This is a genomic window from Pantoea sp. Acro-807 (genome assembly GCF_011752675.1).
Lineage (GTDB): Bacteria > Pseudomonadota > Gammaproteobacteria > Enterobacterales > Enterobacteriaceae > Pantoea > Pantoea eucrina.
In genome coordinates, this window is the sequence record NZ_VWXE01000001.1 from 1175221 (window position 1) to 1189221 (window position 14001).

Annotated in this window: 12 protein-coding genes; 5 read left to right on the top strand and 7 right to left on the bottom strand. The window is 57.0% G+C overall.

Annotated features, from left to right (window positions below; all coding sequences use genetic code 11):
- Positions 1 to 86: 86 nt before the first annotated feature.
- A complete protein-coding gene (locus tag F3J39_RS05645) occupies positions 87 to 722 on the bottom strand; it encodes a DUF533 domain-containing protein (protein ID WP_039384864.1) in 636 nt (211 codons plus the stop codon).
- A 163-nt stretch (positions 723 to 885) separates the two neighbouring features.
- On the opposite strand from F3J39_RS05645, the gene purT reads away from it, so the two are divergent.
- Positions 886 to 2064 (top strand): formate-dependent phosphoribosylglycinamide formyltransferase, encoded by a 1179-nt coding sequence (purT, locus tag F3J39_RS05650; RefSeq protein ID WP_166713925.1) that lies wholly within the window; start codon positions 886 to 888, stop codon positions 2062 to 2064.
- Between the two features lie 51 nt (positions 2065 to 2115).
- Here purT and F3J39_RS05655 read toward each other — a convergent pair whose 3' ends face one another.
- Positions 2116 to 2754: a bifunctional 4-hydroxy-2-oxoglutarate aldolase/2-dehydro-3-deoxy-phosphogluconate aldolase gene (locus F3J39_RS05655; protein WP_094111070.1), complete on the bottom strand. Its 639-nt coding sequence runs from the start codon at positions 2752 to 2754 to the stop codon at positions 2116 to 2118.
- 215 nt (positions 2755 to 2969) lie between these two features.
- On the bottom strand, positions 2970 to 4448 hold the full coding sequence (gene zwf, locus F3J39_RS05660; protein ID WP_071668883.1) for a glucose-6-phosphate dehydrogenase: 1479 nt from the start codon (positions 4446 to 4448) through the stop codon (positions 2970 to 2972).
- A 617-nt stretch (positions 4449 to 5065) separates the two neighbouring features.
- On the opposite strand from zwf, the gene pyk reads away from it, so the two are divergent.
- Together pyk and F3J39_RS05670 are read left to right on the top strand one after the other, a co-directional pair.
- Complete coding sequence (pyk, locus tag F3J39_RS05665) at positions 5066 to 6541, top strand: pyruvate kinase (protein ID WP_166713926.1); 1476 nt, start codon at positions 5066 to 5068, stop codon at positions 6539 to 6541.
- Positions 6542 to 6631: 90 nt separating this feature from the next.
- Positions 6632 to 7867 carry an MFS transporter gene (locus tag F3J39_RS05670; protein WP_104085099.1) on the top strand — a complete coding sequence of 412 codons (1236 nt, stop codon included), beginning with the start codon at positions 6632 to 6634 and terminating at the stop codon, positions 7865 to 7867.
- Positions 7868 to 7912: 45 nt separating this feature from the next.
- On the opposite strand, the gene lpxM is transcribed toward F3J39_RS05670, so the two are convergent.
- The 3 genes from lpxM to znuA all read right to left on the bottom strand — a co-directional run bounded on the left by lpxM (position 7913) and on the right by znuA (position 11312).
- Positions 7913 to 8887: a lauroyl-Kdo(2)-lipid IV(A) myristoyltransferase gene (gene lpxM, locus F3J39_RS05675; RefSeq protein WP_039384875.1), complete on the bottom strand. Its 975-nt coding sequence runs from the start codon at positions 8885 to 8887 to the stop codon at positions 7913 to 7915.
- 125 nt (positions 8888 to 9012) lie between these two features.
- Positions 9013 to 10338 carry a murein DD-endopeptidase MepM gene (gene mepM / locus F3J39_RS05680; RefSeq protein ID WP_071668885.1) on the bottom strand — a complete coding sequence of 442 codons (1326 nt, stop codon included), beginning with the start codon at positions 10336 to 10338 and terminating at the stop codon, positions 9013 to 9015.
- A 14-nt stretch (positions 10339 to 10352) separates the two neighbouring features.
- The gene (gene znuA / locus F3J39_RS05685; RefSeq protein ID WP_166713927.1) at positions 10353 to 11312 is read right to left on the bottom strand and encodes a zinc ABC transporter substrate-binding protein ZnuA; all 960 of its coding nucleotides are present in this window, start codon (positions 11310 to 11312) and stop codon (positions 10353 to 10355) included.
- Positions 11313 to 11389: 77 nt separating this feature from the next.
- Between znuA and znuC the strand changes: the two genes are divergently transcribed.
- Together znuC and znuB are read left to right on the top strand one after the other, a co-directional pair.
- On the top strand, positions 11390 to 12145 hold the full coding sequence (gene znuC / locus F3J39_RS05690) for a zinc ABC transporter ATP-binding protein ZnuC (protein ID WP_039385977.1): 756 nt from the start codon (positions 11390 to 11392) through the stop codon (positions 12143 to 12145).
- Positions 12142 to 12927 carry a zinc ABC transporter permease subunit ZnuB gene (gene znuB / locus F3J39_RS05695; RefSeq protein ID WP_071668887.1) on the top strand — a complete coding sequence of 262 codons (786 nt, stop codon included), beginning with the start codon at positions 12142 to 12144 and terminating at the stop codon, positions 12925 to 12927. The genes znuC and znuB overlap by 4 nt, the downstream gene beginning before the upstream one ends.
- Positions 12928 to 12995: 68 nt before the next feature.
- Here znuB and ruvB read toward each other — a convergent pair whose 3' ends face one another.
- Positions 12996 to 14000 (bottom strand): Holliday junction branch migration DNA helicase RuvB, encoded by a 1005-nt coding sequence (ruvB, locus tag F3J39_RS05700; RefSeq protein ID WP_065649104.1) that lies wholly within the window; start codon positions 13998 to 14000, stop codon positions 12996 to 12998.
- Between the last annotated feature and the right edge of the window lies 1 nt (position 14001).

Below are 14001 nucleotides of genomic sequence, written 5' to 3' on the forward strand. Positions count from 1 at the left end.
TCTCCCGGAGAAATCGTTTTATGCAAGCGTGGCACCAATCAGGCGGGAATGCCAGAACTGCCGCAGGCGCAGCTGTTTCCGACCTCTCAGCCAGCAGATTCTGCGGCGATATCTCGCTGGATCCCGTCACGCACATCCTGCGGAATTTTCAGCGCATCGCCCAGCGCGGTGAGATAACTGCGCTCCATAAAGTGGTCGATATCGACAGCTGCACAGCTGAGCACGTAGAGCTCCAGCGCCTCCTCTTCGTTTTTTACCCCGGCCGCCAGCCACTGCGGATCGAGCGGACGCGCCATCGCCTGCTTAATCAGGCTTTCCGCCTGCGCGCCATAGCCCGCCTGCTGAATCTGTTTCTCAATTGCAGCCTGTTCAGCCTCATCGATATGACCATCACTTTTGGCAGCAAATACCAGCGCAGCGATCAGCCGTTCTGCGCGCTGGTCAGGCGGCGTTTGCTGCCCGTCAGTGCCGGATGCGGACGGATACGCTGTGCGGATACGATCTTTATATTTATTCCATAACAGCGCACCGGCTGCCGCACCGCCGCCCAGCAGCAGCGCCTTGCCGCCAAATTTTGTCAGCAGTTTACGTGACGATTTGCTGCCCGCCAGCACGCCTGCCAGTCCACCCAGTGCCCCGGGCCCCAGCAGGTCACCCAACCCGGAAGTGCCGCCCTTTTTCTTTGCCAGAACCGTCTGAAGCTGCTGCAGCCACTGATTCATTGTTTAACTCCCGTTTAAGTTAGCCCGCTTTATCCTGGCGCAACCTGCGTCAGAAAATGTCAGAGCGGGCAAAGTACGGAAAATCTTTACCGGCGTAAAACGTGAGCGCGCAAACGTTTTCGTATATACTGCCGGCGCTTTTTTGACTGCTAAGGTGACAGGTATGACAACTCTCGGAACGGCACTGCGACCCGGTGCCACGCGCGTTATGCTGCTGGGCTCAGGCGAGCTGGGTAAAGAGGTCGCGCTGGAGTGCCAGCGTTTAGGTGTGGAAGTGATCGCTGTCGATCGCTATGCCGATGCGCCGGCAATGCAGGTTGCGCATCGCAGCCACGTAATCAATATGCTCGATGGCGAGGCGCTGGCTGCACTGATCGCCCGTGAACAGCCGCACTTTGTGGTGCCGGAAATTGAGGCGATTGCCACCGATACGCTGGTTGAGCTTGAAGCCCGGGGGCAGAAAGTGGTGCCGACCGCTCGCGCCGCACGCCTGACCATGAACCGGGAGGGGATCCGTCGTCTGGCCGCCGAAGAACTGAACCTGCCCACCTCACGCTATCAGTTTGCCGACAGCCAGGAACACTTTTTCGCAGCAGCAGAAGCGATAGGGTTTCCCTGCATCATTAAGCCGGTGATGAGTTCATCCGGCAAAGGTCAGAGCTTTATTCGCAGCGCGGACGCGCTGCAGCAGGCGTGGGATTATGCCCAGCAGGGTGGCCGTGCCGGTGCCGGCCGGGTGATTGTTGAAGGCGTGGTCAGATTCGATTTCGAAATTACGCTGCTGACGGTCAGCGCCGTTGACGGCATCCACTTCTGCGCCCCGATCGGCCATCGCCAGGAGGAGGGAGATTACCGCGAATCCTGGCAGCCGCAGCAGATGAGCGCCGCTGCCCTCGCACGGGCGCAGGAGATTGCGGCCAGCGTGGTAAACGCGCTGGGTGGATATGGCCTGTTTGGCGTTGAGCTGTTCGTTTGTGGTGATGAGGTGGTGTTCAGCGAAGTGTCGCCCCGCCCGCATGATACCGGCATGGTGACGCTGATTTCTCAGGATCTCTCTGAGTTCGCTCTGCACGTGCGGGCGTTTCTCGGGCTGCCGATCGGCAGTATTCGCCAGTATGGACCGGCGGCGTCAGCCGTGATCCTGCCGCAGCTGGAGAGTCAGGATGTGCGCTTTGCGCACGTTGATGCCGCGCTGGGCGCGGGTCTGCAGCTGCGCCTGTTTGGTAAACCGGAGATCAGCGGACAGCGGCGCCTGGGCGTCGCGCTGGCAACCGGAGAGAGCACGGAAGAGGCGGTGGCGCGCGCCGTCGCCAGCGCGGCCGCGATAACTGCCGAAGGCTGACAGCGCTGGCAGCAGGTCAACGCACCTGCTGCCAGATATCTGCTTCCCGGGCTACCGCGCGCCCGCTATCGCCTCACGCGCCAGCTGCGTGATCCGCTCCCAGTCACCCTGCTGCAGCGCCTCATCCGGCACCAGCCACGAGCCGCCGATACACAGCACGCTTTTCAGCGCCAGATAGTCACGATAGTTTGCCGGTGAAATGCCGCCGGTCGGGCAAAACCGTACCTGCGGAAAAGGTCCGGCAAGCGCGGAAAGCGCCTTTACGCCGCCGCTGGCTTCAGCCGGGAAGAACTTGAATTCGCGCAGGCCATGATCCATACCCATCATCAGCTCTGATACGGTGCTGATCCCCGGGATCAGCGGTACCGGCCCCTCTGTTGCGGCCCGCAGCAGCGATTCGGTCAGTCCCGGGCTTATCACAAACTGCGCGCCTGCATCCGTGACCTCTTTCAGCTGCTGCGTATTGATAACCGTACCGGCGCCCACAATCGCTTCCGGCACCTCACGAATAATGGCGCGCAGCGCATCCATCGCAACCGGCGTACGCAGCGTCACCTCCAGCACCCGGATACCGCCTGCGACCAGCGCTTTTGCCATCGGCACAGCGTGCTCAGGCTGCTTCACCACAATGACCGGCACGACCGGTCCGGTGCTCAGCACCTGCTCTGCACTTATCTTCCAGTTCTTCATGAGGTTTCCCTGGTCACCGCAGCCCCGACGGCTGCGTTCTCATCATTAGCACTTTACCATACAAGATAAAACGGCTTTGCGTCTATGCAGCACCACGTGGTGATGCTGCTGTGGACTCTCTCTGCTATGGGCGTTGGCACGCGCTGCGCAAAAAAATACCCCTGCATGGCAGAGGTATTGGTTGAGTCTGAATAGCGCATCCGTACGACGGGCGATTACTCGCTAAATTCGTTCCATGAACGGCCGTCGCGGGTGATCATCGCAACGGAAGCCACCGGGCCCCAGGTGCCTGCCTGATACGGTTTAGAGGCATCGCCATCCGCATTCCAGGCCTCGATAATCGAATCCACCCAGCCCCATGCTGCTTCTACTTCATCGCGACGGACAAACAGCGCCTGAATGCCGCGCATCGATTCCAGCAGCAGACGCTCATAGGCATCCGCCAGATGTGACTGATTAAAGGTTTCTGAATAGCTCAGATCCAGCTTAGTGGTCTGCAGCTTATGCTTGTGATCCAGCCCTGGTACTTTGTTAAGGATCTCGATATCCACACCTTCATCCGGCTGCAGACGAATAGTGAGTTTGTTCTGCGGCAGTTCAGAATAGGAGTCTTTGAACAGGTTCATCTCCGGGTTCTTGAAATAGACGACGACCTCAGAGCATTTGGAAGGCAGACGTTTGCCGGTGCGCAGATAGAAAGGTACGCCCGCCCAGCGCCAGTTATCGATATCAACGCGAATAGCCACGAAAGTCTCGGTTGCGCTCTGCTTGTTAGCGCCCTCCTCTTCCAGATAGCCCGGTACTTTTTTACCCTGTACAAATCCTGCCGTGTACTGACCGCGTACGGTTTTTTCACGCACGTTGGTTTGATCGATCCGGCGCAGTGAACGCAGTACTTTTACTTTCTCATCGCGGATTGCATCTGCACTGAGATCGGAGGGCGGTGACATAGCAATCATGGTCAGTACCTGCAGCAGGTGGTTCTGAATCATGTCGCGCATCTGGCCCGCTTTATCAAAATAACCCCAGCGGCCTTCAATCCCCACCTCCTCTGCCACGGTGATCTGCACGTGGTCGATGGTGCGGTTGTCCCAGTTATTCACAAAGATTGAGTTAGCAAAGCGCAGCGCCAGCAGATTCAGCACCGTCTCTTTGCCCAGATAGTGGTCAATACGGAACACCTGGCTCTCGTCAAAGAATTTACCCACGCTGTCGTTGATTTCACGCGAGGTTTCCAGAGAGGTACCCAGCGGCTTTTCCATTACCACGCGGGCAGGTTTTGCGTTCAGCTTCGCTGCGCCAAGCCCTTCACAAATGGCACCGAACGTGCTCGGTGGCATAGCAAAGTAGTTAATGGTTACGCGCTCTTTTTGATCGAGCATTTTACCCAGTTTGGTGAAATGCGTTGTATCGTTCACATCGAGGTTACAGAAGTCGAGACGGCCGCTGAGCTTATCCCACAGCGCTTCATCAATCTTCTCTTTCATGAAGGTTTCCAGCGCCTCGCGTACCACTTTGGTATAAGCCGCTTTATCCCACTCCGCACGTCCTACTCCGATAATACGGGTGGTTTCGTGGATCTGACCAGCTTTCTCCAGCTGATACAGCGAAGGCAACAGTTTACGGCGTGCAAGATCGCCTTTGGCACCGAAAATCACCAGATCGCATGCCTGGGCTGTTTGTGTTACCGCCATTTTCCTCTCCTCGTTGCAGGATCTCCCGGATGTGCATCCTCACCATCCCGGACCTTTATTGTCATGTTCTTACGGCACAATGTACTTTTTTCGCCGCGCCAGGACAAGCGAGCGTCCCGCTGTTCATCGCGACGTCGCGTAACCAACAGGCCGGCGTCCCTGACCAGGGTTTACGTCAGTCATTACAGACGGGGCCTGCAGAAGTATGACAAAGAATTCAGCTTCGCATTTATCTGCCGCTGCGCGAAGGCGTGCTTCACAGAGCAAATTTTTACTAAATCATGGTGATGTAAGCGCTTTCATGTCTGTGCGGTGCCGTTCGGGCGCATTTTAGCTCTGCTATGCAGCCGTGTTATACCGATGCTAAAAATGCGCAAGCAAAACCGGGGTTATCCTGTGCCGCGTTTTAGCGTGATAGATCGCTCCGCACTTTGACAAAGCAGACCCATCTTAACAGGGTCAGACATTTGGTGTACCTTAGGTGTAAGCGTTTACCTGGCGTTAATACTTCAAGCCCTTTTGCGTCAACACCCTGGAAGCAGTATCAATAGCCAAACAGAGACACGCGCATTGTAAATTTAATGCCAATCAATCAGATAGAATAAAAGGATCACCGAATGACCAGCCCTACAGCTTTCATCTCAAAATCCACCTCACGTCGTCTCAGAAGAACCAAGATTGTTACTACCCTCGGCCCGGCAACCGACCGCGACAATAACCTTGAAAAAATCATCGCGGCAGGCGCTAACGTAGTACGCCTTAATTTCTCCCACGGCACGCCCGAAGATCACCAGCAGCGCGCCGATCGCGTACGTCAGATAGCCGCCAAGCTGGGGCGTCACGTGGCGATTCTCGGCGACCTGCAGGGGCCAAAAATCCGCGTCTCTACGTTTAAAGAAGGGAAAGTATTTCTCAGCGTCGGCGATCGTTTTCTGCTTGATGCGAACCTGAGCAAAGGTGAAGGCGACAAAGAAAAAGTCGGCATCGATTACAAAGGATTGCCGGAAGATGTCGTGCCGGGCGATATTCTGCTGCTCGATGATGGCCGCGTACAGCTGAAGGTGCTGGAGGTGCAGGATGTGAAAGTCTTCACTGAAGTTACCGTCGGTGGTCCGCTCTCTAATAACAAAGGTATCAACAAGCTGGGCGGCGGCCTCTCTGCCGAAGCGCTGACTGAAAAAGATAAGCTGGATATCGTCACGGCGGCAAAAATCGGCGTTGATTATCTGGCGGTGTCATTCCCGCGCAATGGCGAAGATATGAACTACGCCCGTCGTCTGGCTCGCGACGCCGGCTGTGATGCAAAGCTGGTGGCCAAAGTGGAGCGCGCAGAAGCGGTTGCGACACAGGAAGCAATGGATGATATTATCCTCGCGTCTGACGTTGTCATGGTGGCGCGCGGCGATCTGGGCGTTGAAATCGGCGATCCGGAACTGGTTGGTATTCAGAAAGCGCTGATCCGTCGCGCCCGTCAGCTGAACCGCACCATCATTACCGCCACGCAGATGATGGAATCGATGATCACCAATCCCATGCCAACCCGTGCGGAAGTGATGGATGTGGCCAACGCCGTGCTGGATGGTACTGACGCCGTGATGCTGTCAGCGGAAACCGCAGCCGGGCAATATCCGGCGGAAACCGTTTCTGCGATGGCGAAAGTCTGCCTCGGCGCTGAAAAGATCCCAAGCGTAAACGTCTCCAAACATCGCCTGGACGTGCAGTTTGACAACGTCGAAGAAGCGATCGCGATGTCAGCTATGTATGCAGCAAACCATCTGCAGGGTGTTTCTGCCATTATTACCATGACCGAATCAGGCCGTACCGCGCTGATGACGTCACGTATCACGTCAGGTTTGCCGATTTTTGCGATGTCGCGCCATGAGCGTACGCTGAACCTGACCGCTCTCTACCGCGGCGTGACGCCGGTCTATTTTGACAGCAACAACGACGGTGTGGCTGCCGCCCACGACGCGGTAAATCTGCTGCGCGATAAAGGTTTCCTCGTCTCCGGCGACCTGGTGATTGTCACCCAGGGCGATGTGATGGGCGCAACCGGTACCACCAACACCAGCCGCGTGCTGCGCGTCGACTAACGCCGACGCGTTACGCGTAGCGGCTGTAAAAATGGACAAACGCGACTGCTCTGGCGGTCGCGTTTTATTTTGCATTTTCAGGGAGGCTTGATGGCCCGCTACCAACCTATTGTCCGCTTAACCGGACGTACGCTGCTGTTTCCACTGGCGCTGGTCCTGTTTGAGTTCGCTACTTATATCGCTCATGACATGATCCAGCCCGGCATGCTGCTGGTCACGCAGGAGTTTGCCGTCGGCCCGCAGTGGGTCTCCACCTCTCTGACTGCCTATCTGATGGGCGGCGTGGTGCTGCAGTGGCTGCTGGGCCCGCTATCAGATAAGTATGGCCGGCGTCCGGTATTGCTTTCCGGCATCCTGTTTTTTGTGCTGGCCTGCATCCTTACCACCTGGGTCAGCACAATTGAGCAGTTTGTCACGCTGCGCTTTGTTCAGGGCATCAGCCTCTGCTTTATTGGCGCCGTCAGCTATGCGGCGGTGCAGGAAGCGTTTGAAGAGGCGCTCGCGGTGCGGGTAATGGCTCTGATGGCGAATGTGGCGCTGCTGGCGCCGCTGGCTGGTCCGCTGGCCGGGGCGGCATGGCTTACCGCAGGCAGCTGGCGCAGTATGTTCTGGCTGTTTGCGATCTGCAGCGTGATCGCCTTTATTTTGCTGTGGCGCATCATGCCGGAAACGGCAGGCGATCGCAGTCGCTCCGTTGCGCTGCCGGTGCTGGCGCGCGGCTATGGCCGGCTGGCGCGCGATAAACAGGTGATGTACGGTTCCTTTGCTATCGGCCTGGTGTTTATTCCCATTCTGACGTGGGTGGCGCTGTCTCCGGTGATCCTCATGCACGATGAGGGCCTGTCGCGCATGCATTATGCCCTGCTTCAGCTGCCGGTGTTTCTGGCTATGATTGCCGGCAATCTGACGCTGGGCAAACTGGCAGGCCGCGTACCGATTGAACAGCCGGTAAAACTGGCCGCCTGGCCCATCTTAATCGGACTCGGCATAGCGCTGATTGCCAACCTGATGAACAGCCACACCTACCTGCTGTTAACCGCCGGACTCAGTCTCTACGCGTTCGGGGCTGGCATGGTGAATGCCGGTCTCTATCGCCTGACGCTTTACGCCAGCAGTGAAGGCAAAGGCAGTATTGCCGCCATGCTGGGAATGATCAGCATCCTGACGCTGGCAGCGGGCATTGAGCTGGCTAAAGCGGGCTATTTTCACGGCGGTACGCCGTGGTTCAGTACGCTGAATTTTGCTGCGGGTCTGCTGTGGTTTGTGCTGGTTACGCTGTTTCTGCGTGAGCGCAGACGACTGAGCAGGGTCGAAGAGGTCGTATAACCGTGCGCTGCCGCTACGCACTGCGGCTAGCGGCAGCATACAGAATTACTTACGCGGATAGAGATCTTTACGCCGGTAAGGCTCGATATCCCCCTCTTTACGCGTTTTCAGCAGCTTCAGGATCCAGGTGTATTGCTCCGGATGCGGCCGCACAAAAATCTCCACTTCTTCATTCATACGGCGTGCCAGCCTGGTGTCATCCGCATCCACCAGATCGTCCATCGGCGGCCGCACGTAGATCTCCAGGCGGTGCGTTTTACTGTTGTATACCGGAAACAGCGGCACTACCCGCGCCCGGCAGACTTTCATCAGTCGTCCCACTGCCGGCAGCGTAGCCTTGTAGGTTGCAAAGAAATCGACAAACTCGCTGTGCTCAGCACCGTGATCCTGATCCGGCAGATAGTAGCCGTAGTAGCCCTGACGCACTGAGGCGATAAAGGGCTTAATCCCGTCGTTGCGCGCATGCATACGGCCACCAAACCGGCGGCGTACGGTGTTCCACAGATAATCCATTAGCGGATCGCTCTGATTGTGAAACATCGCTGCCATCTTCTGCCCTTCCGACGCCAGCAGCATGGCGGGGATATCCACGCCCCAGCCGTGCGGCACCAGGAAGATCACATTCTCATTGTTATTCTGTAAGTCAGTAATAATTTCACGGCCGTGCCACTCTACCCGCTGGCGCACCCGCTCCGGGTTGCGCATGCCGAGTTCTGCCATCATCGCCATCGCCTGCGGCGCGGTAGCAAACATGCGGTCAGCAATCTCTTCGCGCTGCGCTTCACTCAGTTCCGGCAAGCAGTAATAGAGATTGATCAGCGCACGACGCCGCGCACTTTTTGCCAGCTTACCGGCAAAGGTGCCTAAGCTACCAAGGACCGGATCGCGCAGGCGTGGCGGCAGCATTGCCATGCCCGCCAGCGCACCAACCGCCAGCCAGCTTCCCCAGTATTTAGGTTTTAAAAAAGAACGTTGAAAAACGGGAATAAACTCGCTGTTATTTTTTTTTCGGGTTTCCATGCACTCGCCTCTGACAATGACGGCTCAATAATAGTGACGGCAGCTATTTTTGCAATCTTCACGCGCCTGAAAGCAAAAAACCGACGAATTAATCGTCGGTTTTACGTTTATTCGCCGCCGGACTTTTACAGCGCCAGCTGCGGCAGCCAGGTTTTAACCTGTGCAAGGTAGGTACTGCGATCTTTCCCGGTCAGCCCTTCCATACGCGGCATTTTCGCCGTCAGCGGGTTAACAGCCTGATTATTAATCCACACCTCGTAATGCAGGTGAGGACCGGTTGAGCGCCCGGTATTACCCGAGAGCGCGATGCGATCGCCGCGTTTAACTTTCTGCCCCGGCTTTACCAGCGCACGGCTCAGGTGCATATAGCGCGTCATATACTGACGGCCGTGACGAATCGCCACGTAGTTGCCCGCAGCCCCGCCATTTTTAGCCACCACCACTTCGCCATCGCCGACGGCCAGCACCGGTGTCCCCACCGGCAGCGCAAAGTCGACGCCTTTATGCGGTGAGATGCGCCCGGTTACCGGGTTGAGGCGGCGCGGGTTAAAGTTTGAAGAGACGCGATACTGCTTAACCGTTGGAAAGCGCATAAAGCCCCGCGCCAGACCCGAACCGCTGCGATCGTAGAACTTGCCATCTTCCGCGCGGAAGGCGTAGTAATCTTTGCCGCCGCTGCGCACGCGCACGCCCAGCAGCTGGCTCTGGGCACTTTTGCCATCCAGCATCTCGCGCGACATCAGCACGCTGAACTCATCGCCCGAACGCAGTTTGCGAAAATCCATCTGCCACTGCATCGCTTTAATGACGTTGCTGGTTTCAGCGCTGCTCAGACCGGCACGCTGCGCACTGGCAGCAAAGCTGCCGCGCACTTCCCCTTTCAGCACGCTGTTTTGCCATTCGCCTTTTTGCATCTCCTGCTGCATGCTGAAGCTGCCATTTGGCTGACGCGCATAGGTACGGGTTTCACGGCGGTTGATTTCCCAGCTAAACGCCTGCAGCTGCCCTTCTGCATCCAGCGTCCAGCTCAGCTGCTGGCCCACCTGCAGATTGCGCAGCGCTTTATCACTGGCGACCAGCGCATTGATGTCGCTGAGATCGATGCCATACTGATTCAGCGCGCTGCTTAATGTATCGCCAGATGAAATGGTGTAGTCATGCTGATCGGGATTGTCAGGCACATCTTTGTCGATATCGTCCGCCGGCAAATCCTCTTCAGGTTCGGCCGTGGTTTGATCGATAGGCTCGCTGGCTTCCGGCAGCAGAGTGCGCAATGCGTTTTTATCCAGCGCAATCTCTTTGACAATCGGCGCAACGTCATGGGGATGATAGACATACGGCCGCCAGACAGCGACGGCCAGTGTGACAACGGTTAATGACCCCAGCATAACGCGGTGGGGGCGCGGCAAATTATTAAATGCGAGGGCGACAGAGCGGGCTATCTGCTGCACTTTTATCTTTTCCTCTATGCTCCATTCAGGCAGCTCGCATACTGGCTCGACAGCTGTGAGAGGAATTTCACATAACTGTCTTTGGTTAAGCTGATCCCCATGCCTAATGGATCCAGCGTGCCTTTGCGTACGCTGGTGCCACGTGACACGGCATCGATGACCGCCGGCCTGAATTGTGGCTCAGCAAAAACGCATACGGCTTTTTGCTCAACCAACTGTGTTCGTATTTGATGTAAACGCTGAGCGCCAGGCTGGATTTCAGGATTGACGGTAAAATGCCCCGCGGGGGACAAACCGTAGTGTTTCTCAAAATAGCTATACGCGTCGTGAAAAACGAAATAACCCTTGTTCCGCACCGGCGCAAGCTGCGCGCCAATGTGTTTGTCCGTCTCGGCCAGTGCTGCTTCAAACTGCTGCAGATTGGCGTCAAGTTTGGCTTTGCTTTCGGGCATAAGTTCCAATAATTTTCCGTGGATTGCAACAGCGGATTCTTGTGCAATCTTCGGTGACATCCACAGGTGCATGTTATATTCACCATGATGATGGTGAGTATGAGAGGAGTCCTGATCTTCAGACTTATCTGAGGCGTGCCCTTCTTCATGCTCATCCTCATCTTCTCCGCCCCGAATCAGCTGAGATTTCACCGCCGGCAGCGCGGCGATTTCCAGGTTCCTGCTGGCGGGCAGAGCGGCGGCAGGTTTGGTCAGGAAAGCCTCCATTTCAGGCCCGACCCAGATCACTAAGTCCGCGTTTTTAATGCGTTTTACATCAGAAGGACGGAGTGCGTAATCGTGTTCCGAGGCGCCATCCGGCAGCAATACTTCAACCGGCGTAATGCCTTCTGAGATCGCAGCTGCGATAAATCCTAACGGTTTGATTGACGCGACGACCGCTGAGTGGGCCGGAAGCGCAAGCGCGGCTAAAACGGCGGTGGCAGAAAGGCTAAAAAACAGGCGCTGCTTATTGTGTAACATAATGCGTCATTCCATCGTGACTGGGTGATGGAATGTGATATTATAACATTCTAATTTCAATGCAACCCGTAAATTATATGTCTTCACTTGTTACACTTGACGATATTTCAGTGACCTTTGCCCAGCGCCGTGTGCTGGCAGGTATCTCGCTGACGCTTCAGCCTGGTAAAATTCTGACCCTGCTGGGCCCTAACGGCGCCGGCAAGTCAACGCTGGTGCGAACGGTTTTAGGTCTGCTGACGCCGGACCGCGGCAGCGTACAGCGCGCGCCGGGTCTGCGTATTGGCTACGTGCCGCAAAAATTGCATATCGATCCCACGCTGCCGGTTACCGTAGAACGCTTTATGCGTCTGACAGGCGGCAGCAGGCGTGCCGATATCCTGCCGGCGCTGAAGCGCGTACAGGCCGGGCATCTGCTGCAGGCGCCGCTGCAGAAACTCTCCGGTGGTGAAACGCAGCGCGTATTGCTGGCGCGCGCCCTGCTGAACCAGCCGCAGCTGCTGGTGCTGGATGAACCGACCCAGGGCGTTGATGTAAACGGTCAGGTGGCGCTTTACGATTTAATCGATCAGCTGCGACGCGAACTTAACTGCGGCGTGCTGATGGTCTCACACGATCTGCATCTGGTGATGGCGAAAACCGACGAAGTGCTGTGCCTTAACCACCATATTTGCTGTTCCGGTACGCCGGAAGCGGTGTCGCAGCATCCTGAGTTTATCGCCATGTTTGGTCCGCGCGGCGCACAGCAGCTGGCCATTTACCGGCATCAGCATAACCATCGTCACGACCTACAGGGACGTATCGTTTTACGCAAAGGAAACAGCCCGTCATGATTGAATTATTACTTCCCGGCTGGCTCGGCGGCGCGCTGCTGGCGCTGGCGGCCGGACCGCTCGGCTCATTTGTGGTCTGGCGCCGCATGTCCTACTTTGGCGATACCCTGGCGCACGCCTCGCTGCTGGGTGTGGCTTTTGGCCTGCTGCTGAACGTTAACCCTTACTACGCGGTTATCCTGGTGACAATCTGTCTGGCGCTCGGCCTGGTATGGCTGGAACGTCGCCCGCATCTGGCCATTGATACGCTGTTAGGGATTATGGCGCACAGCGCGCTTTCACTTGGTCTGGTGGTGGTCAGCCTGATGCAGGGAGTCCGCGTTGATCTTATGGCCTACCTGTTTGGTGACCTGCTGGCGATTACGCCAGACGATCTCTGGCTGATGGGCGGCGGCGTTGCCATTGTACTGGTGGTAATGGCGTGGCAGTGGCGCGCCCTGCTCTCTATGACCATCAGTCCGGAGCTGGCGCAGGTTGACGGCGTGAATATTCAGCGTACCCGGCTGATGCTGATGCTGGTGACCGCCCTGACGATTGGCGTCGCAATGAAGTTTGTCGGCGCGCTGATTATTACCTCACTGCTGATTATCCCTGCCGCAACGGCGCGCCGCTTTTCGCGCTCTCCGGAACAGATGGCGGGCTATGCAACGCTCGCCGGACTGATCGCCGTGACCGGTGGCCTGACGTTCTCCGCCACCTATGATACCCCTGCCGGACCTTCTGTGGTGCTCTGCGCCGCCGTGCTGTTTATACTCAGCATGATAAAAAAACCGGCTGTCTGAGTTATCCGTTCAGCCATGCAAAACGGGCACCTGAGGTGCCCGTTTTTTGTCTGCCTGCGTGCTGCACCCTACTCTTCGCGCACGATATCAAAGTGCCGGTAAGCGTGCTGCGTTGCCATACGGCCGCGCGGCGTACGCTGAATAAATCCCTGCTGGATCAGGAAAGGCTCTATAACATCCTCGATCGTTTCGCGCTCTTCGCCTATTGCTGCCGCCAGGTTATCCAGCCCTACCGGGCCACCCATAAACTTATCGATAATCGCCAGCAGCAGCTTGCGGTCCATGTAATCAAAACCCTGCGTATCGACATTCAGCATATCCAGCGCGCTGGCCGCCACGTCACCGCTCATGTTGCCTGCGGCACGGACATCGGCAAAATCACGCACGCGACGCAGCAGGCGATTAGCGATACGCGGGGTGCCGCGTGCGCGACGGGCCACTTCCAGCGCGCCCTCTTCACTCAGCGTCAGACCGAGACAGGCCGCGCTGCGGCTGACAATGTGCTGCAGATCCGGCACGTTATAGAACTCAAGCCGCTGGACAATGCCGAAACGATCGCGCAGCGGGGAGGTCAGCGACCCGGCGCGCGTCGTCGCGCCAATCAGGGTAAACGGCGGCAGATCGAGCTTGATTGAGCGGGCGGCCGGCCCCTCACCGATCATGATATCCAGCTGATAATCTTCCATTGCCGGATAGAGCACCTCTTCCACTACCGGGGAGAGACGGTGGATCTCATCAATAAACAGGACGTCGTGCGGTTCGAGATTGGTGAGCATCGCCGCCAGATCGCCCGCTTTCTCCAGCACCGGCCCTGACGTCGTGCGCAGATTAACGCCCATCTCATTCGCCACGATATTCGCCAGTGTGGTTTTCCCCAGCCCAGGCGGGCCGAAAATCAGCAGATGGTCAAGTGCATCGCCGCGCAGCTTTGCCGCCTGGATAAAGATCTCCATCTGTTCGCGCACCTGCGGCTGACCGACATACTCCGCGAGCAGCTTCGGGCGAATAGCACGATCCAGGCTCTCTTCTTCATTATATGAACTGCCCGAGACCAGGCGATCGGCTTCAATCATG